The sequence below is a fragment of the Solicola gregarius genome, from assembly GCF_025790165.1.
In the GTDB taxonomy this organism is placed as follows: Bacteria; Actinomycetota; Actinomycetes; order Propionibacteriales; family Nocardioidaceae; genus Solicola; species Solicola gregarius.
On the sequence record NZ_CP094970.1, the window covers coordinates 664317 to 689275 of the forward strand.

21 protein-coding genes and 1 pseudogene are annotated in these 24959 nt (G+C 68.8%); 5 read left to right on the forward strand and 17 right to left on the reverse strand.

Annotated features, from left to right (window positions below; genetic code table 11):
• Positions 1–46: 46 nt before the first annotated feature.
• Positions 47–517 (forward strand): HNH endonuclease, encoded by a 471-nt coding sequence (locus tag L0C25_RS24105; RefSeq protein WP_408641688.1) that lies wholly within the window; start codon positions 47–49, stop codon positions 515–517.
• Between the two features lie 34 nt (positions 518–551).
• On the opposite strand, the gene L0C25_RS03350 is transcribed toward L0C25_RS24105, so the two are convergent.
• From L0C25_RS03350 to L0C25_RS03420, 15 genes are all read right to left on the reverse strand, one after another.
• Positions 552–1352: an SDR family oxidoreductase gene (locus tag L0C25_RS03350; RefSeq protein ID WP_271634966.1), complete on the reverse strand. Its 801-nt coding sequence runs from the start codon at positions 1350–1352 to the stop codon at positions 552–554.
• A 10-nt stretch (positions 1353–1362) separates the two neighbouring features.
• Positions 1363–3297: a hydantoinase B/oxoprolinase family protein gene (locus L0C25_RS03355; RefSeq protein ID WP_271634967.1), complete on the reverse strand. Its 1935-nt coding sequence runs from the start codon at positions 3295–3297 to the stop codon at positions 1363–1365.
• Complete coding sequence (locus tag L0C25_RS03360) at positions 3294–5408, reverse strand: hydantoinase/oxoprolinase family protein (protein ID WP_271634968.1); 2115 nt, start codon at positions 5406–5408, stop codon at positions 3294–3296. Before L0C25_RS03360 ends, L0C25_RS03355 begins: the two co-directional genes overlap by 4 nt.
• A gap of 124 nt (positions 5409–5532) precedes the next feature.
• Entirely contained in the window at positions 5533–5928 is a 396-nt protein-coding gene (locus L0C25_RS03365; protein WP_271634969.1) for a hypothetical protein, read from the reverse strand.
• Between the two features lie 203 nt (positions 5929–6131).
• Entirely contained in the window at positions 6132–7373 is a 1242-nt protein-coding gene (locus tag L0C25_RS03370) for a DUF7224 domain-containing protein (RefSeq protein ID WP_271634971.1), read from the reverse strand.
• A complete protein-coding gene (locus L0C25_RS03375; protein WP_408641689.1) occupies positions 7373–8065 on the reverse strand; it encodes an ATP-binding cassette domain-containing protein in 693 nt (230 codons plus the stop codon). Before L0C25_RS03375 ends, L0C25_RS03370 begins: the two co-directional genes overlap by 1 nt.
• A gap of 677 nt (positions 8066–8742) precedes the next feature.
• Positions 8743–9825, reverse strand: a complete 1083-nt coding sequence (locus L0C25_RS03380) for a hypothetical protein (RefSeq protein ID WP_271634973.1) — start codon at positions 9823–9825, stop codon at positions 8743–8745.
• Positions 9822–10160: a PadR family transcriptional regulator gene (locus L0C25_RS03385; protein WP_271634974.1), complete on the reverse strand. Its 339-nt coding sequence runs from the start codon at positions 10158–10160 to the stop codon at positions 9822–9824. Before L0C25_RS03385 ends, L0C25_RS03380 begins: the two co-directional genes overlap by 4 nt.
• A gap of 204 nt (positions 10161–10364) precedes the next feature.
• Entirely contained in the window at positions 10365–10973 is a 609-nt protein-coding gene (gene wrbA / locus L0C25_RS03390; protein WP_271634975.1) for an NAD(P)H:quinone oxidoreductase, read from the reverse strand.
• A gap of 120 nt (positions 10974–11093) precedes the next feature.
• Positions 11094–12500, reverse strand: a complete 1407-nt coding sequence (locus L0C25_RS03395; RefSeq protein ID WP_271634976.1) for an amidase — start codon at positions 12498–12500, stop codon at positions 11094–11096.
• Complete coding sequence (locus L0C25_RS03400) at positions 12493–13116, reverse strand: SRPBCC family protein (protein ID WP_271634977.1); 624 nt, start codon at positions 13114–13116, stop codon at positions 12493–12495. The genes L0C25_RS03395 and L0C25_RS03400 overlap by 8 nt, the downstream gene beginning before the upstream one ends.
• Positions 13113–15515: an aerobic carbon-monoxide dehydrogenase large subunit gene (gene cutA, locus L0C25_RS03405; RefSeq protein ID WP_271634978.1), complete on the reverse strand. Its 2403-nt coding sequence runs from the start codon at positions 15513–15515 to the stop codon at positions 13113–13115. Before cutA ends, L0C25_RS03400 begins: the two co-directional genes overlap by 4 nt.
• A complete protein-coding gene (locus L0C25_RS03410; RefSeq protein ID WP_271634979.1) occupies positions 15512–16024 on the reverse strand; it encodes a (2Fe-2S)-binding protein in 513 nt (170 codons plus the stop codon). Before L0C25_RS03410 ends, cutA begins: the two co-directional genes overlap by 4 nt.
• Positions 16021–16905 (reverse strand): FAD binding domain-containing protein, encoded by an 885-nt coding sequence (locus L0C25_RS03415; protein ID WP_271634981.1) that lies wholly within the window; start codon positions 16903–16905, stop codon positions 16021–16023. Before L0C25_RS03415 ends, L0C25_RS03410 begins: the two co-directional genes overlap by 4 nt.
• Positions 16902–18278 carry a uracil-xanthine permease family protein gene (locus L0C25_RS03420; protein WP_271634982.1) on the reverse strand — a complete coding sequence of 459 codons (1377 nt, stop codon included), beginning with the start codon at positions 18276–18278 and terminating at the stop codon, positions 16902–16904. The genes L0C25_RS03415 and L0C25_RS03420 overlap by 4 nt, the downstream gene beginning before the upstream one ends.
• A gap of 209 nt (positions 18279–18487) precedes the next feature.
• Between L0C25_RS03420 and L0C25_RS03425 the strand changes: the two genes are divergently transcribed.
• The gene (locus tag L0C25_RS03425; RefSeq protein WP_271634983.1) at positions 18488–19219 is read left to right on the forward strand and encodes a hypothetical protein; all 732 of its coding nucleotides are present in this window, start codon (positions 18488–18490) and stop codon (positions 19217–19219) included.
• 56 nt (positions 19220–19275) lie between these two features.
• Here the strand turns inward: L0C25_RS03425 and L0C25_RS03430 are convergent, their stop codons facing one another.
• Together L0C25_RS03430 and L0C25_RS24110 are read right to left on the reverse strand one after the other, a co-directional pair.
• Positions 19276–20523: a PucR family transcriptional regulator gene (locus tag L0C25_RS03430; protein WP_271634984.1), complete on the reverse strand. Its 1248-nt coding sequence runs from the start codon at positions 20521–20523 to the stop codon at positions 19276–19278.
• Positions 20524–20599: 76 nt separating this feature from the next.
• A pseudogene (locus tag L0C25_RS24110) lies at positions 20600–20995 on the reverse strand (PucR family transcriptional regulator ligand-binding domain-containing protein); the annotation flags it as partial.
• A gap of 360 nt (positions 20996–21355) precedes the next feature.
• Here L0C25_RS24110 and L0C25_RS24115 point away from each other — a divergent pair.
• From L0C25_RS24115 to L0C25_RS03445, 3 genes are read left to right on the forward strand one after another with little or no spacing between them, the layout of a single operon-like run.
• A complete protein-coding gene (locus L0C25_RS24115) occupies positions 21356–21889 on the forward strand; it encodes an oxamate carbamoyltransferase subunit AllH family protein (protein WP_408641690.1) in 534 nt (177 codons plus the stop codon).
• On the forward strand, positions 21886–23367 hold the full coding sequence (locus tag L0C25_RS03440) for an FdrA family protein (protein WP_271634986.1): 1482 nt from the start codon (positions 21886–21888) through the stop codon (positions 23365–23367). The genes L0C25_RS24115 and L0C25_RS03440 overlap by 4 nt, the downstream gene beginning before the upstream one ends.
• Positions 23364–24749, forward strand: a complete 1386-nt coding sequence (locus L0C25_RS03445; protein ID WP_271634987.1) for a YlbE family protein — start codon at positions 23364–23366, stop codon at positions 24747–24749. Before L0C25_RS03440 ends, L0C25_RS03445 begins: the two co-directional genes overlap by 4 nt.
• Positions 24750–24959 lie beyond the last annotated feature (210 nt).

Here is a 24959-nt window from a genome sequence, read left to right on the forward strand (position 1 = left end):
CGTCGGCCGCGCCTCGAGGCTTGCGACCACGGCGCAGAGACACGCCATCCGCGCCCGCCAGGACGGCGTCTGCGCGAACCCCGGTTGTGGCCTCACACGCCTCGAGTTCCACCACGTCGCCTGGTGGGACCGCGACCATGGCGCCACGGACCTGCACAACCTCATCGGCCTCTGCGGCAGATGTCACCCCCTCGTGCACTCCGAGAAGCTCGTCATCAAACCCGACGACACCGGCGGATTCACGTTCCACCGCCGCACCGGCAGGCGGATCGACGACCACACCCGCCAAACCCGACACCGCGTCCGCGAAGCCCTCGCGGCCATCCGCCACGCGGCCGCGGGCACCGACCTGATCTCGAACGCACCGATCAGGCCGCGACACGAGCCCACGACGCGTCCTTCGCCCGCCAGACGGGCGGATGCTCGGTGGCTCACCCGGAGCGGACATCAAACCCGCTCACTCGGCGAGGACCATCTCATCGAATACCTCGGCCACCACCGGCCGGCCCGAACGTAACGCATGCACGAGCGGCCGGACCACCGAATCGTACTCAGCGAGCCGGTCGAAGCTCTCGCCTCAGCGTTGCCTCGAGTGGGGTCGGCTCCCGCCCGAGCAGTACGGTGAGCGGCAGCGAGCCCACCGGCAGCCCGTGCTCGTCGTAGTAGTCGAACATGGCCGCCAGCCAGTCGCGTACGCGGGAATCGAGGTTCGAGCCGTCGTTCTCGCGCCACGCCTCGACCGAGATGCGCGACACCGGTACCTCGCGGCCGAGCACCTGCCCCGCAGCTCGCGCCACGTCGTGCACGTCGACCAGATCCGGTCCGCCGAGCTCGTACGTCGCCCCGATATGCGTATCGGACAACAGCACGGTCGCGGCCGCCTCGGCGACATCGGCGAGATCCACCAGCCCGAACGGCTTCCTCGGCGAGTACGCGACCCGCAGCGCGGAGTCATCCGGGCGCAGTGCCGGCACGAAGTTCTGCACGTACGCGCACGGCTGCAGGATCGTCCAGTCGGACGATCCCGTGCGCACGGCGTTCTCCGCCTCGGCCTTGCCGACGTGATGCGGCATCGCCGGCGCATATGGGGCGGCGACCGAGTGGTACGCGACGCGCCGAACGCCCTCGGTACGCGCGACCGCGAGGATCCTGCGTACGAAGGCGGGTTCGTCCTCATGCATGTTCGGCGCGATCAGGTAGAGGGCATCCGCCCCTTCAAGCGCGCTCGGCAAGGAGGCCAGCTCTGCACGGCCGATCGCCGTCACCGCCACCTCGCGTGCGTGCAGCGCCGAGGTAACCGCGCGACCCGTCTTGCCGTTCGCGCCCACGACCGCAACTCGTCGTACGGCCACCGCGTCCACCTCAGAGCCAGTCGACATCGGCGGCCGTGCCACCGCCGCTCAGCCGGACGTAGCCCGGTCCGCGGTCGAAGAATGCCGACTCCTCACCGGAGGCCGCAGCCGCGGCGCGGGCGCCCCGAGTCGAATCGGCGTCGTACGCGAGGTCACCGTCGTCGACCGAGCCCGTCAGCACGACGCAGTAATGGTCGCGCGCGGCATCGGCAGACACCTTGCCCCAGCGCACGTCGCGTACGACGAGGTCCGGGTCGCGCTCGAGCGGGTCGCCCCAGCCGCCTCCCCCGGTCGTGCGAATGCGGATCGTCTCTCCCGCCTTGATCGGCTCGGCGTCCGCGAGTGCGTCGACCTCGCGCTCGTTCGGGCCGCCCGGGTCGACCACGACCTCGAACGGTCGGCCGGCCTTGCCACCCTTCACACCCCAGCAGGCCAGGATCGACCGGTCCGCGATCGACATGAAGTGCGCGTCCTTGAGCATTCGGATGTGCTTCTCGTACCCGAGCCCGCCACGGAACTTGCCAGGCCCGCCCGAGTCTTGCGCGAGGCCCAGACGCTCGACCACGAAGGGGAAACGCGACTCGGTGAACTCCGTCGGGAGGTTACGGGAGTCGGGTACGACATGGATCGTGTCCTCGCCGTCGGCGTAGTAGCGCCCGCCCGAGCCACCGCCGAGCACCTCGCGCATCAGGTACGGACGCCCCTGCGCGTCCTCGCCGTAGACGCCCGTGTAGCGGATCGTCTCCTGGTCGGCCGGCATCCGTCCGTCGACGGCCTTGGCCACAACGCCGGCCAGCACGCCGAGCAGCCGCAGGATCACGAACGTACGTGCGTTCGTCGGCGCCGGGAACTCCGGCGTCAGCAGCGTGCCCTTGGGCGGGAACCTCATCTCGATCAGCGGCACGATGCCCTCGTTGACGTCGAGCTCCGCCATCCGCTCGGGTGTATCGGCGAGGTTACGCAAGATCGGCGCGAGCCACTTCTTCAGGAAGACGCCGTCGGAGTAGTCGCCACAGTGGTTGATCGGACCCTTCGCCTGCGGCGACGTGCCGGCGAAGTCGAGGATCAGCCGTTCACCGTCGGGATCGTCAGGACCCGTACGTGTCAAGGTGATCCGCTGCGTGTGCAGCTGCGGGTCGTCGACCCCGTCGTGCTCGGCGTAGTCCTCCCAGGTCCAGGTGCCGACCGGGATCTTCGACAGGATCTCGCGCTGGTACGTACGTGTCGTGTTGTCGATGATCGCGTCGAAGCACGACTCGACGGTCTCGCGGCCGTACCGCTCGAACAGCTCACCGAGCCGGCGTGCACCCATCAGGCACGCCGAGCACTCGGCGTCGAGGTCGGCCGCGAGCGACTCCGGCATCCGCGAGTTGCGGGTCATGATCGCGAGCGCGGAACGTACGGGCTTGCCCGCGTCCCACAGCTTGATCGGAGGCACCATCAGGCCCTCCTCGAAGACGCTGGTCGCGTTGCTCGGCATCGATCCGGGCACTGCGCCACCGATGTCGTCGTGATGGCCGAACGCCTGCACGAACGCCACGACCTCGCCATCGGCGAAGACCGGGACGGTGACGCAGAGATCGGGCAGGTGGCCGATGCCGCCTTCCGACTCGTACACGTCGTTGTGGAAGAAGACGTCGCCCGGCACCATCTCGTCGAGCGGGAAGTCACGTGCGACGGGGTGTACGAGGGCGCTGTACGAACGGCCGGTCAGCTTGCGCAGCAGACGGTCGTGGATGCCCGCGCGGAAGTCGTGCGCGTCGCGGATCATCGGCGATCGAGACGTACGCGAGATCGCCGTCTCGACCTCCATCTCGACCGACGCGAGACTGCCCTGCACGATCTCGACCAGTACCGGATCTGCCGACGCCCCCGCGTCGGACGTCAACGTACCAAAGGGAAACTGGGTCGGGGCCCGTCGCGACTCTGTTGCGGTGGTGCTCATGCCGTCTCCTCACGGGTCACGATGATGTTCCGGTACGCGTCGATGCGCGCGACGAAGCCGGGATGGATCGGGACGGTCGAACCGAACTCCTCGACGATCACCGGCCCACGTACCTCCTTGCCCGGCGCGAGGTCGGGTCTCCAGTAGACCGGCGTCTCGACGTATCCCGCGGCGGCGTCGAAGCAGACCGGTCGGCGGCTCGTCGGCTCCGGGAGCGCTGCATCGGCGTCGACGTCGTCCGCGCGGATGTCGGGCCGGCGGATCGGGCCGATGCCCGAGACGCGCAGGTTCACCCACTCGACCTGCTGGCTGTCGTCGCCCGCGAAGTCGTAGCCGTAGAGCGCGCGGTGCTCCGCGTGGAACACCCGCGCGACCTCGTCGACCAGCGCGTCGTCGAAATCGCCTTCGGGCACGGGCACACGTACCTCGAAGGCCTGGCCGAAGTACCGCAGGTCGGCGGTACGCGCGAAGCGGTGCTCGTCGGCGGCGAAGCCCTCCTTGTCGAGCGCGGCCGCGGCCTGCGTGGTCAGCTCATCGAACATGCGTGACATCGCCGCCATGTCGAGCTGGTCGTGCAGGGTCACGTACGTCTGCACGTAGTCGTTCTTGACGTCGACGGTGAGCAGCCCGAACGCGGAGACGTTTCCGGGGTCGGGCGGCACCAGGACGCCTTGCAGGTCGAGGATGTCGACGAGTCGGCAGAGCAGCAGCGAGCCGGAACCGCCGAAGGTCGTCAGCGTGAAGTCACGTACGTCCAGGCCGCGCTTGACGGTGATCTGGCGCAGCGCGTTCGCCTGGTTCCAGGCGGAGATCTCGAGTACGCCGGCGGCCGCGGCCTCCGGTGGCAGGTCGAGCTTCGCGGCCAGCGCGTCGACGCCGTCTTTCGCCGCGCCGACGTCGAGCGGGATCTCGCCGCCGAGCAGATGCGGCGGGATGCGCCCGAGAACGACGTGGGCGTCGGTGATCGTGACGTCGGTGCCGCCCTTGGCGTAGCAGAGCGGGCCGGGATCGGCTCCGGCGGATGCGGGGCCGACCTTGAGCGTGCCCTCGGGTGAGAGCCAGGCGATCGAGCCTCCGCCGGCGCCGACCGTCACGACGTCGATCATCGGGATCTTGCTCGGGTATACGCCGACCGTGCCCTCGGTCGTCAACGTCGGCTCTCCGTCGATGACCACGGACACATCGGTCGACGTACCGCCACCGTCACAGGTGAGCACCCGGTCGAAACCGGCGACCTGCGCGATGAGTGCCGCGCCCAGCGCCCCCGCGGCTGGGCCCGACAGAACTGTGGTGATCGGCTGGTGCACGACCTCGTCGGCACTCAGCACCCCGCCGTTCGACTTCATCACGTAGAACGGGACGGCCCGCTCCGCTCCGGTGAAGTCGTCGAGGCGGCTCTTGATGTTCTCGATGTAGCGGGACACCTTCGGCTTGACCGCGGCGTCGACGAGCGTCGTCATCGAGCGCTCGTACTCGCGATACTCGCGCAACACTTCGGACGACAGCGACACGATCGCGGCCGGGTGCTCCTCGGCGATGATCTCGCGCAGCCGCTCCTCGTGTGCGGGGTTTGCGTACGCGTGCAGCAGGCAGACACCGAGCGTGGCGATGCCCTGCTCGCGGAACCAGCGCGCGACCTCACGGGCCTGCTGCTCGTCGAACGGGCGGATCTCCGAGCCGGTGTAGTCGAGCCGGCCGCGTACGGTCTTCACGAAGTCGCGCGGCACGATCCGGTCGGGCTTCACCCAGAAGTACGAGTTGCCGTAGCCGTCGGGAACGGACTGGCGCGCGATCTCGAGCACCGACTCGTACCCGTCGTTGGTGATGAACCCGAGCCGTTCGACCTTGCCCTCGAGCAGCTGGTTGGTCGCAACGGTGGTGCCGTGGCTGACCGCGGCGATCGCCTCACCCGTACCGCCGCGTCCTACCCGCTCCAGCACCTTGTCGATGCCGGCCATGAACCCGTCTGCGGGATTCTGCGGGGTCGACGGCGTCTTCGTCGTGACGAGCTCCCCCGTGTGCTCGTCAAAGGCGACCACGTCGGTGAACGTTCCACCCGTGTCGATCCCTATCCTGAGTCGACGCTGGCTGATCCGGCGCTGCTCGGCCACGTGGCCTCCTCCTCGCGTCGCGGCTTTCGTACGCACCTCTCATTCCACACCGGCGGCGTGTACGAGGGCCACGGCACACTTCGCCGGAGGATCGACGGTTCGTTGTGGAGATCTGCCAGGCGGTCTACGAGATCGGCAGCACCCCGTACTCGCGGCGCGGCGGGCTCGCGACCCAGAGGATCGCAGCGATCACCATCAGGCCGAGCGCTATCACCAGCGCCGCAACATCGCCACTCTGGCTGACCGGCCACGACCAAAGCGGACCGTGGTCGTCGCGCGACCCGCCCGCGACCGCGCAGAGTACGAGATAGGTCGCAAGGATGGCCGGTGCGGCGACGACGCCGACCAACCGGGCCAGGATGAGGACGACCGCGGCGAAGCCGACGATATTGCGTCCGACGATAACGAGAGCTCCGTCCGGATCCACGAGCCACGTCCCGAGCGCGGCTGCGCCGCCGACGAGGCAGGTGACGACCGCAAGACCGAGGTCGTAAAGGTGAACTCGTCGCGCGGCTGACATCTCCCACTCATAATCCTTACGCTGTATCGACACGGCGAGTGCGATTGCGGACCCGATGGGGAGCATCACGGCGAACGGTACGGCCGCACCCACTCCTAGGCTGGGAACCGGCAGCGCGACACCACCTATCGCCATGCATACGACGACAACGACAAGCGCGGCCGCTGGCGGAAGCCATGCGACGCGTTCCTTGAACCAGTACGTCATCGTGCGTCTCGATCGCCGGATCCGTCGGGCTGGCAGGTGCCGAACAATTCGAGTTGCCGAGCCACCCACGTACGCTGCCGACGGTCTGGCCGCTGCGAAACGACAGTCGCGAGTTCGAGCAGTTTCCTGCCAGATGTCTCGCGCACGGCGTCGCGATTGACCTCGGCGGTCAGAGCGAGCCAGGCCGCCAACTGCCTCGATGCGCTTCTCGCAACGGCCGGGGCGGTGTCACACCGGCGGAAGTGTCGAGGTACGACCGCCTCGACGACGGCGGCGGTGAGCTGCGACTGCGTCCGGTCCGTGCTTGCGTAAAGGGAGGTCGCTCCTCGGAATGCAGCCCTCGCCTCAGAGAGTTCGGCCGGGCCGTCGAATCCCATACGTGCCCACGTCCGGTAGCTCGCGCTCGCAGCCGAGGCGAGGTCGCTCAGGCCGCCTTCACGTTCGGGGTAGACACACACCTCGGGATTCGATCCGTGGCAACTCATCGCCACGTCCCGTCGAACGGCCGGCGCTGGGCCCAGATTGTCGACCATCACCGCTGCGAGCGCCACAGAAACGATCACAGGAACCGGCGCGACGGCCCACCAGGCCGTCCTCGTCGGCGGCGTTCGCGATCGAACCAATGCGAAGCCGCCGAGCGAGAGGCCGGCCGCGACAAGGCACACGGCGATCGGAACCATCGGAGCAAGATCGGTCTCGATGGAACAGCAGGCATGCAGGTCTCCCGTTACGTGCCGCATCCAGAATGGCGTGAACGCCGGAGGGAACGCGAACCAGCAGTAGCCGGCCACAAGCACCGTAGGCAGCGCGATCACGGCGTGCACGTTCAACCCCACACCGAAGCCGAGAGTTATCCACGCTAGGAGGATCAGTAGCCCGAGCCCCGTTACTCGCAGGTCGGGTGTCGACGGCAGGACTTTGAGGACGATTCCGCTCAGAAAGGCCGCCCACGCGACACCGATCACCGGCACGAGCGCCCAGCCTACGACCACCGCGAGGTGCCGTGACCGGGGCTGCGCCAGCCATTCGGAGCGCCGCAGCCGGTACCCCTCCCACGCGGCGCACATGGCCGCCAGCGGGGCAAGCACCCAGATCGCCGCCTCCGCGTGCGAGGTGGCCGCGAGCGCATACTGTTGCGACCATCCGGGCTCGCCCTGGAACCCGCCGAACATCGCAAGCACGAACAGCGGAGAGAGGCGGAATGCCAGGGCAGTCCGAAAAAGTGCCGATATCGGCATCAGACGTCCCGACCGAGGATTTGTTCGTACGACGACTCCGCGCGGCGTGGTGAATCGACGACACCGAGGCCCATGAATGCGGGCACCGTGTCGAACCAGACGATCCGGCCGGCCGACATCACCGCAACCCGCTCGTATGAATCGCTCAGGTCGTCGACCTGATGGGTGGAGACGACAACACCGATCTCGTTCGGCAATCCGTGCAGGATCTCACGAAACCTATTGCGCTGAGCCGGATCGAGCCCGGCGGTAGGCTCGTCCAGAAGCAATAGTGTCGGCGAGGTCGCCAACGCCTGCGCGAGTCCAACCCGGCGGAGTTGGCCTCCCGAGAGACGAGTCGCCTTAATGTCTTGGCGATCTTCGAGCCCGACCTGCCGCAACCGGACGGCGGCCTCTTCCCACGCATCTGACCGCGACGCGCCCTTCATCCACGCCGCGTATGCCACCTGCTCCCGCGAGGTCAGACCCTGAAATGCCGTGACGGTTTGCGGCATCCAGCCGACCCCCGACGTCGCACTGACCGATCCACTGGTCGGCCCCAATATCCCGGCCCCGAGCTTGAGAAGAGTCGACTTTCCTGCACCGTTTGGCCCGAGCAAGACTGTCCGGCCCATGCCAAAGCCGAGCGTGAGACCCCTGATGACCAGTTCAGAGCGCGAACGATAGCGAAAGTCCACGTGCTCAAATAGCAGCACTCCAGAACTATCCATGAATGGCTCGAAGTAGAACTGCCGGTCCTCCAGACCACGCAAGCACCCCAGGTAGCCCAAGCGGGATACTAATAGTGCACCTTCACCTTCTTCGCAGATGTGGAGAGTCCCGGCGCTGAAGTGGACCCGTTAATCTTTGTGACGGTAAAATGATAGTCGCCGCTCTCAAGGCGTCCCCAACGCTTCTTGTCAGCCTTGTGGCCGACTCCGCGGTAAGAACAACGAAAGAACCGTGCGCCTTTGTTCTCATCAGGAAGAAACCTACGCTCCCGCAGCACCTTCAATGTTGGATTGCCCTTGTGCCGCTTGTTCCACCCATAACAATCACGCAGTCGGATCGTGGTCTTGTCTCCGTCTTCGTTGTTATCCCACGACCGTGATTCGAAGCCTGTCTGAACATCCTTGTAATGCGAAGACCAATCTGCAGAGGCAGGCGAAATGAAAAAGCCTAGCGTGACAACGGATCCTACTAAAGGAGCAAGTGTCCCGAACTTCACGGATGTGTCGCCTCGTTTTATAAACGTTTTCTACGTGCCAGCGGCGACACTAGCAGGCCCGGTTCGCGTGAGTCAACGCGCCGAGGTGCGAGAATGATTAGCCGAACGACTAAAACGGTATTGCTGAGAGGAACGCCTTGATCTTCCCGGCAACTCGGCGCGTCAGTGCCGCATCTCCGAAGCGTCATTCGTGGACTTCTGCTTCTCGCCCTGCACAGTCTTGTCCTCCTTCGCAGGTTCGCCGGCACCGCCGTCGCCGTCGGTCGGGGTCGACATGAGCGCGGGCGCGTGCGGCATGGGCAGCGCCCACACCTGCGGTACGACACCGGGTTCGGCGACCCGGTCACCGATCGCACGATCGAACTTGGAGTCCCGCCACCTGACGCGCGCCAGCGGGTAGACGTTCCAGGCCTGTTGTCCGGTCCGCAAGGTCGCCGGGACCGAGACCCAGTTCAACGACTGGCGACGGGTCACGAACAGGGGGTCGCCGCTCTGGTCGTACAGCTGCACGTCGGCGAGCGGATTGCCCTTCGCGTCGTACGCGAACACGTTGCGCACGGGCTGACCGTTCATGCGCAGACCGTTGTCGGGGTGGTGGGCCATCGGCCTCATACTCGGCGTCGACCACCTCGACTCCGGCTCCGCAGATGCGTGATCGTAGGCGAACGGCGGACCGACGACGGCAGTCACCGAGCCCGCAACAACGAGCGCTGGGACCCACCGTCGATCGCGCCATCGACCGCGCCCCCATTGCACGCTGACGATCGTGGCCGCCGCTAGGATCGCCCACCCACGAAGCGAGTGCGGCAGAACGTTCCCCGGAGAGTTCGGGGCGAAGAGCACGTGCGCGATCTGGTACGCCACCCAGGCGCGGAGAATCCACCACGCCGGTCGCAGCGCGACGAGGAAGTCGAGCACGGCGGACGTACCGGGTCGTTCGCGCAACCGGTCGACGAAGTCGCGCCAGCGTTGGGCGGTTGCCGAACCGCGGTCACGCAGCCGCCCGCGCACTCCCTTGACAGGCACCGGTCGCGGCGGCAAGCCGGCCGCGGACCGGAGCTCGGTCGCGTACGCCGCCGGGTCGCCGAGGTCGACGTACCCGGCGTCGTCGACCCGCTCCTGCAGGTCGGCCTCGAGGTCGCCCGTCAGCTCCTCGAGCTCGTCGGCATCGAGGTCACTCAGCTGTGATCGGACGGAAGCGGCGAACTCCGCGACGTCTGGATACAGTCGGATCGTGTCGTTCATGCTGTCTCCTTCACCGGCTCGGGGTCGAGCAGCGCATTCACCGACGTCGCGAACTCGGACCAGTCCTTGCGTTCCGCCTCGAGCCTCGTACGCCCCTCGGCGTTGATGCCGTAGTACTTGCGATGGGGTCCCTCCTCGGACGGGACCACGTACGTCGTCAGGGCGCCCGCGGCATAGAGCCTGCGCAGGGTCCCGTAGACCGACGCGTCGCCGACCGCGTCGAGCCCGGCCGCACGTAGCCGGCGGACGACGTCGTACCCGTATCCGTCCTCCTCGTCGACGACCGCCAGCACCGCGACATCGAGAACTCCCTTGAGCAGTTGCGTCGTGTCCATGGCACTCCTTACTTGCGCGATGGACACGACTACACAATGCGCGGTACCGCGCATGCCACGCCGTGGACGGCGTTCTTGGCGGAATGCGCTAGGCGAAGTCGGAGACATTGCACGGCAAACGTCCGCTGTGCATGGTGAATCCGCCATGCACAGCGGACGTTTACCATGTTAACATGGTAAAGCGCCAGCGATCGGGCCGGCGCCTCAGGCCGCCCGGCCGACCTTCAGCGCGGCCGCGGTGTCGACCGCGCGTCGGGCCTGGTACCTGGCCGCCTCCACCGCAGTGTCGTCCGGTGGGCCGTCGCCGGACACGTGCGAGGCACCGTACGGATTTCCGAAGCGGAACTGGACGAGGTCAGCGTAGCCGGGCGGCACGATGATGCCGCCCCAGTGGTAGAAGGTGTTGCTCAATGCCAGGATCGTCGACTCCTGGCCGCCGTGCGGGGTGGAGCTGGCGGTGAAGGCGGAGTACACCTTGTCGGCGAGCGCGCCCTGCGCCCACAGCGGGCCCACCGAGTCGACGAAAGCCCGGAGCTGGCTGGCGGGGTTGCCGAACCGGGTCGGCGTACCGAACAGCACCGCCTCCGCCCAGGCCAGGTCGTCGAGGGTGGCCTCGGCGACGTCGGCGGTGTCCTGGATGTGCTGCGCCCACACGGGGTTGGCGGCGATCGCCTCCCGCGGTGCCAGCTCGGCGACCTTGCGCAGGCGTACCTCTGCGCCGGCCTTCTCGGCGCCTTCGGCGGCGGCCGTCGCCAGCGAATGCACGGTGCCGGTAGCGCTGTAATAGATGACTGCGGTTCTCACTGGTTCCATGCTCGTCCGACGACGCAGCGCGTACGTCTGTGAGGCCGGCCCGGGTCGCCGAGGTACGTCGTCGTGCCAATAGCGGCTGCTCCTATTGGCAGGACGGCGTACCTCGGCGACAGGTGCGGCTCAGATCGGCGGGCGGCGCGCACCCACCTGGGTGAGCTGTTCGTACGCGTGCGCGATCTCGAGCAGCCGACGCTCTCCGTGCGGCGGAGCGACCAGCTGCAGACCGACCGGCCAGCCCTCGTCGGTGAAGCCGGCCGGCACGGAGATCGCCGGGCAACCGGTCACCGTGATGACGTACGCCGACCGCATCCAGTCGAGGTACGTGTCCTGCGCGTGTCCGTTGATCGCGTCGGGGTACTCCTGATCCGCCGGGAACGGCGGCACCTGGCTCACCGGCATCGCCAGTACGTCATAGCGCTCGAAGAATTCCCGGGTGCGCTCGAAGAGCTGCGTACGCAGGCCGAACGCGCGCGCGACGTCAGCACCGGACAGCGACTCACCCGCGCGAATGTTGTCGGCCAACGACGCCTTGAATCCGTCGGGATTCTCGGCGAGCGCCCGCCCGTGCGCGAACTGGAACTGCCAGGCGCGCAGTGTCCGGAACACCTCGTCGGCACCCGCGAGATCCGGGTAAGCGTCGTCGACCGATGCACCCGCACCGGTGAAGACGGAGCGCTGCGCGTCGACGACCTCCGCCACCGACACGTCCACGTCGAACGCACCACCGAGGTCGGTCGACAGCGCCACGCGTACGCCGCCCAGGTCGCCGTCGAACGGCGCGGCGAGCTCCGCGCCCGGAGTCTCGAGCGCGATGGGCGAGCGAGTCGTCGGACCGGCCATCGCCGACAGCAGGAGTGCGAGGTCGGCGACGTTGCGCGCCATCGGCCCGGCGACCGACAGCGTCTCCCAGGCGTTGGCGGCCGGCCACGTCGGAACTCGGCCGGCGCTGGGCCGAAGGCCGACGACGTTGCAGAACGACGCCGGGTTGCGCAGCGAGCCGCCCATGTCGCTGCCGTCGGCGAGCGGCACCATGCCCGCGGCGAGCGCGGCCGCCGCGCCACCGCTCGAACCACCAGCCGAGCGAGTCGGGTCGTACGGGTTGTGCGTCGTGCCGAAGATCGGATTGAACGTATGCGACCCGGCCGCCCACTCCGGCACGTTCGTCTTGCCGATCGTGATCGCGCCCGCCGCGCGTACCCGCTCGACGACGAGGTCGTCGCGCTCGGGCACGTTGTCGGCCATCAGCGGCGAGCCGTACGTCGTGCGCCAGCCGGCGACCGCGTGCGTGTCCTTGAACGCGAACGGCAAGCCGTGCAGAGGGCCGACGTCATCGCCGCGCGCCAGCCGATCGTCGGCCTCGCGTGCAGCGGCGCGGGCGCGCTCCATATCGAGGCTGACGATCGCGTTGATCTGCTCGTTGGCCTGCTCGATGCGGTCGAGGTGCGCGTCGAGCAGCTCGCGCGCGGAGATCCGCTTCGTACGAAGGGCGACCACCATGCCGCGCGCAGTGCCGAAGGTGTCAACCACGCCGACGCCCGAACAGCCCACCGACGACGACTCCCGCGAGCACGAGTCCGGCACCGAGGAGTACACCCTTGATGAACTCGTCGGGCGCGCCGACGACCGTACGCACCGGCGCGGTGAAGGTCTGGCCGGCGACAGGCGGGGTCGGCTCCCCCGCCTCCGAAGCCTCGACCGGCGTCGCGCCGTTGAGCACATCGTCGACGGACCCGAAGAACTCGCCCGCCATCCGCTTGCTCACCGAGGTCAGCATCCGCTGGCCGACCCCGCCGACCATGCCTCCCACGACGGCATCGGCCGCGTACGTCAGCCGCGTGGTGCCGTCGCCGGCGTCGGCGAACCCGACCGCGACGTCGGCCGAGACGGTGCCGGGCGCACCGGACCCGGCGGCACGCATCACCAGGGACTCATGCGGCCTCAGATCGCTGAGTTCACACGTACCCGCGTACGTGCCCTTGATCGACGCGACTCCCGCGGTGATCGTCATGGCGTACGCGTTGTCGCCGGTCGTCTCCAGCCGCTCGCATCCGGGGATGGTGCGGACGAGTACCTGCGGGTCGAGCAGGGCGTTCCACACCTTCTCGACGGGGGCGTTGAGGACTGCCTCACCGGCTACCTTCATGGACGCTCACTTCTCTCGGGACGGACTCTCGCGTGACGGAGCCGGAGCTCGTAGAGCTCCGACGGGGAGATGGGCATCGAGGTGATCGGAATGCCCTCGGCATCCTCGATCGCCGACGCGAACAGCGCCGCAGACGGGATGACGCCGGCCTCGCCGGCACCCTTGAGCCCGAGCGGGTTGAGCGGCGACGGAGTCTCGAGATGGTCGATCTCGATCGTCTTCGGCACCTCGGTGACGTACGGCATCAGGAAGTCCATGAACGAGGCGTTCTGCAGCTGCCCGTGCTCGTCGTATGCCATCCGCTCGTACAGCGCGCCGCCCACCCCCTGCGCGACACCGCCGTGGATCTGGCCCTCGACGATCATCGGGTTGATCAGCTTGCCGCAGTCGTGCACGACCGCATAGCGAAGGATCTTGATCTCCGCGGTCTCGGGGTCGGTCTCGACGACCACGGCGTGCATGCCGCTCGCGAACGTCGAACGTGGCGGCGAGTAGAAGTCCTTGCCCTCGAGCCCGGGCTCGTCGTCCTCGTCGACCGGCGGCTTGTCGGGGTCGCCGACCACGAACTGGGTCGCGGCCTTGGACGCCTCGTCGAACGCATACCGCAACGGGTTCGACAACACCGCGACAGTGCCGAGTGCGATCTCGGTGCTCGGCGCGCCCTTGACCCGTACGACGCCGTCGGTGATCTCGAGATCGTCGACGTTGGCCTCGAGTGCGTCGGCGGCGATGCGCAGCGCCTTCGCGCGTACGTTGCGTGCTGCCAGCGCGATCGCCGAGCCGCTCATCACCGCTGCGCGAGAGGCGAACGTACCGACGGAGTACGGCGAGCGCCGCGTGTCGCCCGTGACCACCTCGACGTCCTCGAGAGGTACGCCGAGCTCGTCGGCGACGATCTGCGCGAACGCCGTCTGGTGGCCCTGCCCCTGAGTGGTCAGGCCCGTTGACACCTTGACCTTGCCGCTCGTCTCGATGTGGACGTGCCCACCCTCGTACGGCCCGACTCCCGTGCCCTCGACGTAGCAGGCCATGCCGATGCCGACGTTGCGGCCTTCGGCGCGCGCCTCGTCGCGTACCTTCTCGAAGTCGTCCCAGCCGATCAGGTCGCGGAGCTTCTCGAGCGAGGCTGGATAGTCGCCGGAGTCGTAGACGAGCGGGCGGCCGTCCTGAAACAACAACCCGTGGTCGTACGGGAACTCGTCGGGCTGGATGAAGTTGGCGGCACGTACCTCCGCACGGTCTTTGCCGAGGTACGCGGCGATGGCGTCCATCGTGCGCTCCATCGCGTACACGCCCTGCGGCCGGCCGGCGCCGCGGTACGGCGTGACGATGACGGTGTTGGTGTAGAGGCTGTCGAACACGACGGAGTAGTTCTGTGGCTTGTACGGACCGAGGAGCTGCGTCGAGGTGATGATCGGGACGATCAGTCCGTACGGCGTGTACGCGCCGTTGTCGTGCCAGAACCGCACCGAGAGGCCGAGCAACCTGCCGTCGTCGTCGAAGCCGACGTCGATGTGCTGCAGCTGGCCGCGCTCGTGCGCGGAGGAGATGAAGTGCTCGCGGCGGTCCTCGGTGAACTTCACCGGCCGCCCGAGCGCCCGCGCCGCAAGGGGTACGAGCACCTCCTCCGGCCACGGGTGCACGATCTTGACACCGAACCCGCCGCCGACGTCGGGGGTCATCACGTCGACCTGGCCGAGGTCGAGCTCGAGCTTGTTGGCGACGGCGGCGCGTACGCCGGTGGACGTCTGGGTGGACGTCCACACCTGCATGCGCTGGGTGTCGGTGTCCCAGCGGGCGACGGTGCCGCGACCCTCCAGCGGCATCGACGCGCTGCGCTCGACCTCGAGGTCGATGCTCAGGGTGTGCGGAGCGTCGGCGATCGCCTGCTCGGCATTGCCCGCGGACTGCTCCATGTGCGCGGCGACGTTGCCCGGAACCTCATCGTGTACGAGGTTCTCGGCAGCGCGTGCCGCCTCGACACCGACGACGGGGGGCAGGAACTCGTACTCCACCTGGATGCGGGAGACGGCGTCTTCGGCGACGTAGCGGTCGACCGCGACGACGAAGGCGATCGCCTCACCGACGTAGTTGACCTCCTCCTTGGCGAGCGCGTACTGCGTACGCCCATGCGTCAACGTGGGATGCGGGATCAGCAACGGCAGGGGCTCGGCGAGCGGGCCCGTCAGGTCGTCGTACGTGTAGACGGCGAGGACGCCCTCGACGTCGAGCACCGCATCGACGTCGATATCGGCGATGCGCGCGTGCGCGTGTGGGCTGCGCAGGACTGCCGCGTGCAGCGCGTCGGGCATCAGGTCATCGGTGTAGCGGCCGTTGCCGCGCAGGAAGCGGTCGTCTTCGACGCGGGCGACCTTCTCGCCGAACAGCTTCGTCGTCATTGCGCGCTCCCCGGCGCGTCGTCGCGAGCGATCTCGGCCGCGCGGGTCACGGCCTTGACGATGTTCTGGTAGCCCGTGCAGCGGCAGAGGTTGCCGGCGATCATCTCGCGCGCGTCGTCATCGGTCGGCTCGGGGTTCTCCTTGATGCCTGCCGTGATCGTGGTGAGGAAGCCCGGCGTGCAGAAGCCGCACTGCAGTCCGTGACAATCCTTGAACGCCTGCTGCACCGGACCGAGCGAGCCGTCGGCGTTCGTGAGCCCTTCCACGGTGGTGATCTCGTACTCCTGCGCCGCGACGGCCAACAGCAGGCACGCCCGCATCGGCTCACCGTCGACGAGAATCGTGCAGGCACCACACACACCGTGCTCGCAGCCGACGTGTGTGCCCGTCAACCCGAGGTCATGACGCAGTGCATCGCTCAGCAGTCGCCGGGCCGGCACCGTCACGTCGTACGCCATGCCGTTGACGCGGAGCCGCACGTCGTACGTCTCTTCGGTGGTTGCGGTCATGCGCTGACTCCTGTCCTTCGCGCGAGGCAGTCGTCGTGTGCCTCGCGTACCGCCCGCGTCGTGAGCACCCGAGCGAGCTGGCGCCGGTAGTCGGCGGAGGCGTGGATGTCGGTCTCCGGCTCGAGCGACCCGAGCGCGAGCTCGGCGGCGTCGTCGACCGCTCGGTCGGTGAACGAGCCGTCCATGAACACCTCCGATACGTCGACGACCGTCGGCGTATCGCACACCGAGAGATAGCCCGTACGTACCGCGGTGATCGCGCCGGTGTGGTCTGTCGCGACCAGCGCGGCGACCCCGCAGAGCGCGTAGTCGCCATGCCTGCGGGCGATCTCGGTGAACCCGACACCCGTGTTGGCGGCGAGCGCCGGTACGTACGCATCCGTCGCGATCTCACCAGGCCTCAACGAGGTTTCGAGCGGGCCGACGAACAGCTCGCGCGCGGAGATGGTGCGAGTGCCGGCCGCCGACGCCGCCGTGACCGTGCCGTCGAGCAGCGCGAGCACCACCGGCATCTCGGCCGACGCGTCGGCGTGCACGATCGAGCCGAGCGTCGTACCGCGGTTGCGGATCGTCGGATGAGCGACGTACCCGAGGGCCTTCGCAAGCAGCGGCTGCACGCGTCCGGCATCGACATCGGCGAGCAGCCGCGCGTGGCGTACGTTCGCGCCGAACCGTACCCCGGCCGCGTCGACCTCGAGGCGGTCGAGCTCGGCGATGCCGTTGATGTCGATCAGCATCGACGGTGCCGCGAGCCGCATCGAGAGCAGCGGAATGAGGCTCTGTCCGCCGGCGAGTACCTTGGCATCGGGCTCGCCGGCGTACGTCGTGAGCGCCTCGTCGAGCGTCGTCGGTCGGCGGTACGAGAACGGTGCGGGCTTCACGGTGCCTGTTTCACCTCGGTGATGTCAGTGGGCTGCGCACGACCCTTCACCAGGTGGTAGAGGACGATCGTCAGGATCGTGCCGAAGGCGATGCCGCCCAGCTCGAAGTCGTCGGTGATCTCCAGTGTCACACCGCCGATGCCCGCGATCAGACCGGCAGCGAGCGGCACCATGTTGGCGGGGTTGCCGAAGTCGACACCGTTGTCGACCCAGATCTTCGCGCCGATCAGGCCGATCATGCCGTAGAGGACGACGGTGATTCCGCCGAGCACCCCGCCCGGGATCGCATTGATGATCACGCCGAACTTCGGGCAGAGGCCGAGGATGATCGCGCAGACCGCCGCGACGTAGTACGCCGCCGTCGAGTAGATCCGGGTGGCGGACATGACGCCGATGTTCTCGGCGTACGTCGTGGTCGGTGAGGCGCCGAACGCGCTCGCGAACGCGGTGGCGACACCGTCGGCGCCCAGCGCACGGCCCATGTACGGGTCGAGGTCTTCGCCGGTCATCTCGGCGACGGCGCGTACGTGGCCGGTGTTCTCGGCGATGAGCGCGATGACGCCGGGGATGACGAGCAGGATGAACGTCAGCGAGAAGCTCGGCGAGTGGATCGCGGAGACGCCGTCGGCGAGGTCGCCCGTCGGCAGGCCGATCCACTTGGCGTCGCCGAGGCCGGCGAGGTCGATCCGATCGTGCGGCACTGCTTCGCCGTTGCTCGTCGGCAGCACTGAGGTGATCTCGCCGAACATCAGGTCGGACAGCCACGAGAGCACGTAGCCGAACACGAGCGCCAGGAACACCGCGATGCGCGCCCAGAAGCCGGGCAGCAGCACTGCCGCACACACCAGGAAGACCGTCGTGAGCAGGCCGATCCACTGGTCCTGCGGCCAGTACGTCTGTGCGACGACGGGAGCGAGGTTGAAGCCGATCAGCATCACGACGGCGCCGGTCACGGCCGGCGGCAGCACCTTCTTGAGCAGGTCCGCGCCCGCGAAGTGCACCAGGACACCGACCGCGGCGAGGATGAGGCCCGAGACCAAGATCGCGCCGGTGACATCGGCGGAGTCACCGCCCTGCGCTCGAATGGCGGTCACGCCCGCGACGAACGAGGCACTCGTACCGAGGTAGCTCGGCACCCGCCCGTTGACGATGACCAGGAACAGGATCGTGCACAGACCCGAGAACAGGATCGCGAGGTTGGGGTCGAGACCCATCACGATCGGGAAGACGAACGTCGCGCCGAACATGGCGACGACGTGCTGGGCACCGAGCCCGATCGTGCGCGGCCAGCTCAGCCGCTCCTGGGGTCCGACCGCCTGACCCGGCGGCGGCGTCTTGCCGCCGTGGACGACCTTCCAGCTGAACATCGACATCTGTGTCTCCTCAGGAGGGGTGCGCTAGAGCCCCGTTGGGCCGACCTTAGTGTGCCGTGTCACAGGCCAGCACGGGCGACTATTGCCAAACGGTCCCGAAGACTGCTGGCAGACGTTGCATGGCGAATCCGAGACCGAATCGATACCGATGGCGTACAACGTCCGCGCGGGGTCGGACGTCCTTGGGTACGACCAACGTCCATCGACGCATGCCCGGGGGCATCGTGAACACCTTCGTCAAGCCGGCTTGGACGGTCGCAGCTGCGCTCGCCCTGACCGGCACCACCATCGCCGCACCCACCGTCGCCTCGGGCTCGCCTTCGCCGGCGAGAAACGGCGTGTGTGCAGGCGTTTCGTCCTGCCATCGGGTCGCCACCATCGACGTCGACGGCGATCGCCGCGCCGACCAGGTCGGCTGGCACCAGCTCGGCAAGAACCGCGTTGAGATCCGCGTACGCACCGTGCGTGGCCGCTCGCTGCGCCACACCGTGAACGTCCGCTACTGGTGGAAGGGCGGTGACTGGGGAGGCGCCGCGTGGATCGACGGCCGTCCCGGCGCGGAGCTGCTGGTCGGCTCGCTGATGGGTGCGCACACGCCGTTCTACACCATGCTGACCTTCCGCAAGGGGCGCCTCGTCATGGAGAAGAGTCCCGCCGTCGGCGCGTACGGCAGCGACCGGTGGGCGATCGACTCGTCGCTGATGGCGTACGCGGGCTGGAACCGCAACGTCAGCCCGAACGGACGCATCACGATGACCCAGCGCGTCGCCTCCCGCAACGGTGACGGCGTCGAGTTCAAGGGCCACGACGTCCGGTACGCGTGGACGGCAGGTCATTGGAAGCAGGTCAAGCGGAGCCCGCACTGGTACAAGAACAGCCGCAAGGCGAGCAAGATCGGTGGCTGGCACGTGTGGCACCTGCAGCGCTTTCCCGGGCTGTAGCCCTCGGACGAATAGACATTTGTCATGCCCTGGCCTGACAAATGTCTATTCGTCGGCTACGCCCGCACCTGCAGCACCTGGAGCGCAACCGCGATGTTCAGCCGCAGATGGGGATCGGCGCTGAACGGTCCGAGGATGCGCTCCAGCTTGCTGATCCGGTAGCGCATCGTGTTGTAGTGGAAGAACTGCACCCGCGCCGCCTCGGCGACGTTGAGGTTCGTGTCGAGCAGGATCTGCAGGGTCGTACGTAGGTCGCGTGCCTCGTCGGTGTCCTCGGCGAGCTCGCCGAGGACCTCGGCCGCGAACGCCTGCAGCTCCCGGTCGTCGGGGATGAGCGCGATCAGCCGGTGGATGCCGAGCTGGTCGAAGTGCGTCGTCGAGCCGCCGCCGTTCATCCGGCGGCCCACCTCGGTCGCTCGCCGCGCCTGCGCGTACCCGTCGGGGAGCCCTCCGATCGAGCGGACGACCCGGCTCACCCCGACCGAGAACGGCCGGCGCCCGCCACCCTTGTCACCCGACACATCGGTCACCAACCGCCGAAGCGTCGCGCGCGCCTCGGCGTAGCCCCGCTCGGGATCCTCGTCGTGGTCGGGGACCGGCAGCAGCGTGACCACCTCTGCGGAGAACTCGACGGTCGGCACCGTCCGGTCGTACGACTCGGTCACCTGCCGCCATGCCGCGAAGAACCGCTCCTGCCACGACCGGCGGATCCTGCTCGAGACCGCCTCGTCGGGTCCGGGCGGGTCGAGCTCGGCCGCGATGACCAGGGCCGGCCGGTCGAGGTTCCAGCCGAGCGCCGCACCGTGCTCGACGACGTACTCGGGCTCGCCGGCGCGGCCGACGAAGACGTCCCGGAGGAAGTCGCCGCGGTACTTGCTCTCGACCGCGCTCACCGCCTGCTCGCGGGTGATCAGCAGCGCCGCGACGGTCGCCGCACGCTCGAGCGCGTACACGTCATCGGGCGTGGGCTCGCGATCCGGGACGAAGCAGACCATCCGGGCGAGGTCGCTGCCGCCGGCGACGACCGGCTGCAGGCGTACCTGCCCCTCGCCGACGGGCAAGGGGCGTCGGCTCGCTCGCTCGACGCGGAACCGCCCGGTCGGGTCGAAGAGATCGGCGTCGGCGAGTGTCTCGCGCAGCTCGTCGGGCATGGCGGCCGCGCGCTCGCGCCCGTCGGTCGAGCAGAACAGCACGCCGACGGCGAGGACGCGCGCGACCTCGGCGGCGATCTGCTCGAGGTCGCCACCCTCGAGCACCAGGTGGGTCAGCGCGGTGTGCAGCGCGTCGATGCGCTTCGAGGACACCGGTCTGCACCTCGTTGAGGCGGGCGTGCACCTGCTGCAGCAGGTCGTCGTACGCGAGCTCGCCCGGCAGGCTGAGCAACGGCAACCCGATCTCGTCGGCCGCGGCGACGGCCGCCGCTGGCACCTCGTCGAGGTAGCGGCCGACCTTCACGCCGAGGGCCGCGACCTCGCGTTCGCGCAGGTCTCGGACCAGTCGGACGAACGCCTCGGAGCGGCCCGCCTCGTCGCGTACCGACGAGACGATCGGGAACCCGGTCGTCACCAGCAGCTCGTGCGGCTTGACCCAGTCGACGACGTCGGGCACTTCCATCACGTTGACGCGCGTCACGGCCCGGCCCAGGCCGGTGCGCCCCGCGAGGACGACCGTGCCCGTCAGACACTCGACGTCGAGCACGTCGCGCAGCGGAACCCCGTACGTCGCTGTTATCAACTCTTGCGCCTCCGGTCCCGCAGTGTTGGCAACACTCACCATCGGCAGACGGTACCTGACGCGGTTAGTGTCCAGGAACAGATCGCCATTTCCGCCCGACGTCGATGCGAGAGAGGCGCCACCGTGACGCGTACCGAGGTCGCCGCCGCCGCGCCCGGATGGGTACGAGAGCGACTCGCCGGACCGAAGCGCGAGGCGAGGGCCGTCCACGCGGGTCGAGACTCTCTCTACCTCGACGACAACGGCGCGTGCATCGGAATACTCAGCCGGACCGCGGTCGCCGTGCCGTGCGGACTACAGACGACACTGCGCGAGCTGCCGTCGGCCGACACGTACGCGCAGATAGGTGACGGCCGGGTCGAGCTGACCGGAATGACCGTACGGGTCGGCCGCCTCGTCGACATGTCGGTCCCGCGCCTCAACACCTGCTCGACGACGGCGATCGCGCTCGCGGCGGCGTGCGGCAACCGGCTCGCCGCTGTCCGCGCCGAGCTTCCCGCCGCGGCACTGAGCGCACTGCGCGACGCCGACCCGGCTGCCGTACCCGCCCTGCTCGGACGCGGCAGCGGACTCACCCCGGTCGGCGACGACGTACTGTGCGGCTGGGTCGCCACCCGGCACAGCATCTCGACACCGTCGGTTCCGCTGATCCGCTCGATCGAGGCGAATGCGGTGCCCTCGACGACGAGCCTCTCGGCGACACTGCTCGACCGCGCGTGTGCGGGTGACGTCATCCCCGCGTTCCGTCGACTCCTGCTTTCACTGCGCGCCCCCACGGCGGCCGCCCCCGCGATCCGCGACGCCGTCGACGCGCTGTTCGCAGTCGGCCACACCTCCGGCGCAGGTCTGCTGCTCGGGTGCTCACTCGCACTCGGCGACCGTGCCGACCAACCCGCAACAGTCCCCTCGTACGCCGATGTCAGGAGAGGTCGATGACCAGTCCCCCACCCGACGACGTGACGCACGTCGAGGTACGCGCCGGGGCGTACGCCGACTCGGTCGCGCTGCTCCAGGTGAGCAAGGACGTCGCGGCGACGCCCGGCGTGAAAGCCGCGCAGGTCGCCATGGCCACGCCGCTGAACCTCGGCCTGCTCTCGTCGATGGGCTTCGAGATCGGCACGACCACGCCCAACGACATGGTGGTCGCGTTGCGGGTCGAGTCCGCCGATGTCGTCGCGTCCGCGGTCGCGGCAGTCGACGCAGCCCTGTCTGCCGCGTCGCGAGGCCGGTCGGGTGGCGGGGCCGACGCGGAGGTCGCGCCGCGTACGACCGCCTCCGCACTCACGCGTGGCGATGCGTCGCTCGCGCTGGTCTCGGTGCCCGGTGCGTCCGCGACGGTGGAGGCGATGGACGCCCTCGATGCCGGTCGCGACGTGATGATCTTCAGCGACAACGTTCCCGTGGCAGAGGAGGTTGCGCTCAAGACGATCGCCGGTGATCGCGACCTGCTCGTGATGGGGCCGGACTGCGGCACGGCGATGGTCGACGGCGTCGGACTCGGGTTCGCCAACGCCGTCTCACCCGGCCCGGTCGGCATCGTCGCCGCCTCGGGTACGGGGTGCCAGCAGCTGATGTGCCTGCTCGACGCCGCCGGTGTCGGCGTTGCCGCCGCGCTCGGCGTCGGCGGACGCGACCTCGGCTCCTCCGTCGGCGGCCTGGCAACCCGCCAAGCGCTCCGACGGCTCGATGCAGACCCGTCGGTCGAGCTGATCGTGATCGTCTCCAAGCCGCCGGCCGACGACGTCGCCGCCGCGCTCCGCGAGTTCGCGGGCACCCTCGAGACACCGGTTCAGTTCGCCCTGCTCGGCGCGGGTCAGCCCGATATCACCGAGGCCGCCGAGTCAGTGCTCGCGACGCTCGACCGCACGGTGCCCGGTTGGCCGCACTGGGGGTCGGCCGCCGAGGCGCGCGCGACGGGCTTCCTGCGTGGCCTGTTCGTCGGCGGCACCATGTGCGACGAGGCGATGCTCCTCGCGGCCGAGGAGCTCGGCCCGATCCGCAGCAACATCCCGCTCGATCCGGCGTACGCGCTCGATGCGTCGATGACCGCCGATGCCCATCTGATGATCGACTTCGGCGACGACTCGATGACCGCGGGACGCGCGCATCCGATGATCGACCCGACGCTACGCCTCGACTACCTCACGCGTACCGCGGCCGACCCGCAGACGGGCGTCGTCCTGCTCGACGTGGTGCTCGGACACGGAGCAGACGCCGACCCCGCGGCAACGCTGGCGCCCGCGATTCGCCAGGTCGCCGGCGCACCGGTCGTCGTGGCCTGTGTCGGCACCGAGGCCGACCCGCAGGTTCTCGGCCGACAGGCCGCCGCCCTCGCCGAGGCCGGCGCCGAGGTCTTCTTGTCCAACGCCCAGGCGGTACGCCGGGCCGTCGCGCTCACCGGAGGTTCACGATGACCGACCCGATCGCCGCGGCAGGCGCAGGCCTGCTCGCCGACGCGCTCGACGCACAGGCCGTCGAGGTGACCAGGGTCGACTGGCAACCGCCGATGGACGGCACCGCCGCCGACCTCGCGACCGTCGCGACCGATCCGCGCCGCCGTGACGCCAACGCGCGCGCCGCTCGGGCGATGCTCGACGTGCAGGCGATGCTGGTCGACGTGGCGCCGGCGTCGGAGGTGCTCGGCCTCGAACGCGGCGAGTTCCTGCATGCGGGGCCGCCGATCGACTGGGAGCGCACGGCCGGTCCGATGCGCGGCGCCCTGATGGGCGCGGCCGCGCTCGAGGGCCTCGTCGACGACCCCGAGGACGCCGCTGCATTGTTCGCCTCGGGTACGTCGGTCTCGCTCACGCCATGCCATCATCGCTCCGCGGTCGGCCCGATGGCCGGCGTCGTGTCGCCGTCGATGTGGATGTTCGTGCTCGAAGATCCGAGCACCGGCCGGCGCACGTACTGCTCGTTGAACGAGGGCCTCGGCAAGGTGCTGCGGTACGGCGCGTACTCCCCCGAGGTGCTCGACCGCCTGCGCTGGATGTCGGCCGTCCTCGGTCCGCTGCTCGCGTCGGCCGTACGCGCAGGCGACCCGGTCGACGTGACCGGCATCCTGACGCAGATGCTGCAGATGGGCGACGAGGCGCACAACCGCAACCGAGCGGGCACCCTGATGCTGATGCGCGACCTCGCGCCGGCGATGGTCGAGTCCGACGCCACCGCCGGCGACATCGGCGCGGCACTGCGGTTCATCGGCGGCAACGACCACTTCTTCCTCAACCTCGCCATGCCCGCCTGCAAGCTCGCGCTCGATGCTGCCCGCGGGATCGACGGTTCGACGATGGTCGTCGCGATGGCCCGCAACGGCACCGACTTCGGCATCCAGACCGCGGGCACCGGCGACGAGTGGTTCACCGGCCCGGCCCAGATCGCCGACGGCCTGTACCTCGGGGACTACGGGCCGGATGACGCCAACCCGGACATCGGCGACTCGGCGATCACCGAGACCGCCGGCATCGGCGGCTTCTCGATGGCGACCGCACCCGCGATCGTCCGGTTCGTCGGCGGCACGGTGCCCGATGCGCTCGCCACCACCCGGCGCATGGGCGAGATCACGCTGACCGAGAACCCGCGCTGGACGATCCCGGTGCTCGACTTCCGCGGTGCACCGACCGGTATCGATGTGAGCCGGGTGTGCCGCACCGGGATCCTGCCGCAGATCAACACCGGGATGGCCGGTCGGGTCGCGGGCGTCGGGCAGGTCGGTGCCGGTCTGGTCAACCCGCCCGCCGAGATCTTCCCGGCCGCTCTGGCGAGCCTGGCCCGGCGCGTACGCGAAGCGGCGTAGCCGCCGGGTGGGGCGGAGGCGGTGGCCCTAACCCGTGAGAGCCACCGCGCCCCGGACTGTGAGACACCGGTGTGGCCTGGCCCGCCGCCGTCCATCGGCAGGCCAGGCCACACCCCCGAGACGGGTGCCGTGCGCCGCAAGTCTTCCGAATTGCACCGCTGCAGGTACCAACGCGCGACTCACCGATCGGTTACGCCCGAAGAACGGTGA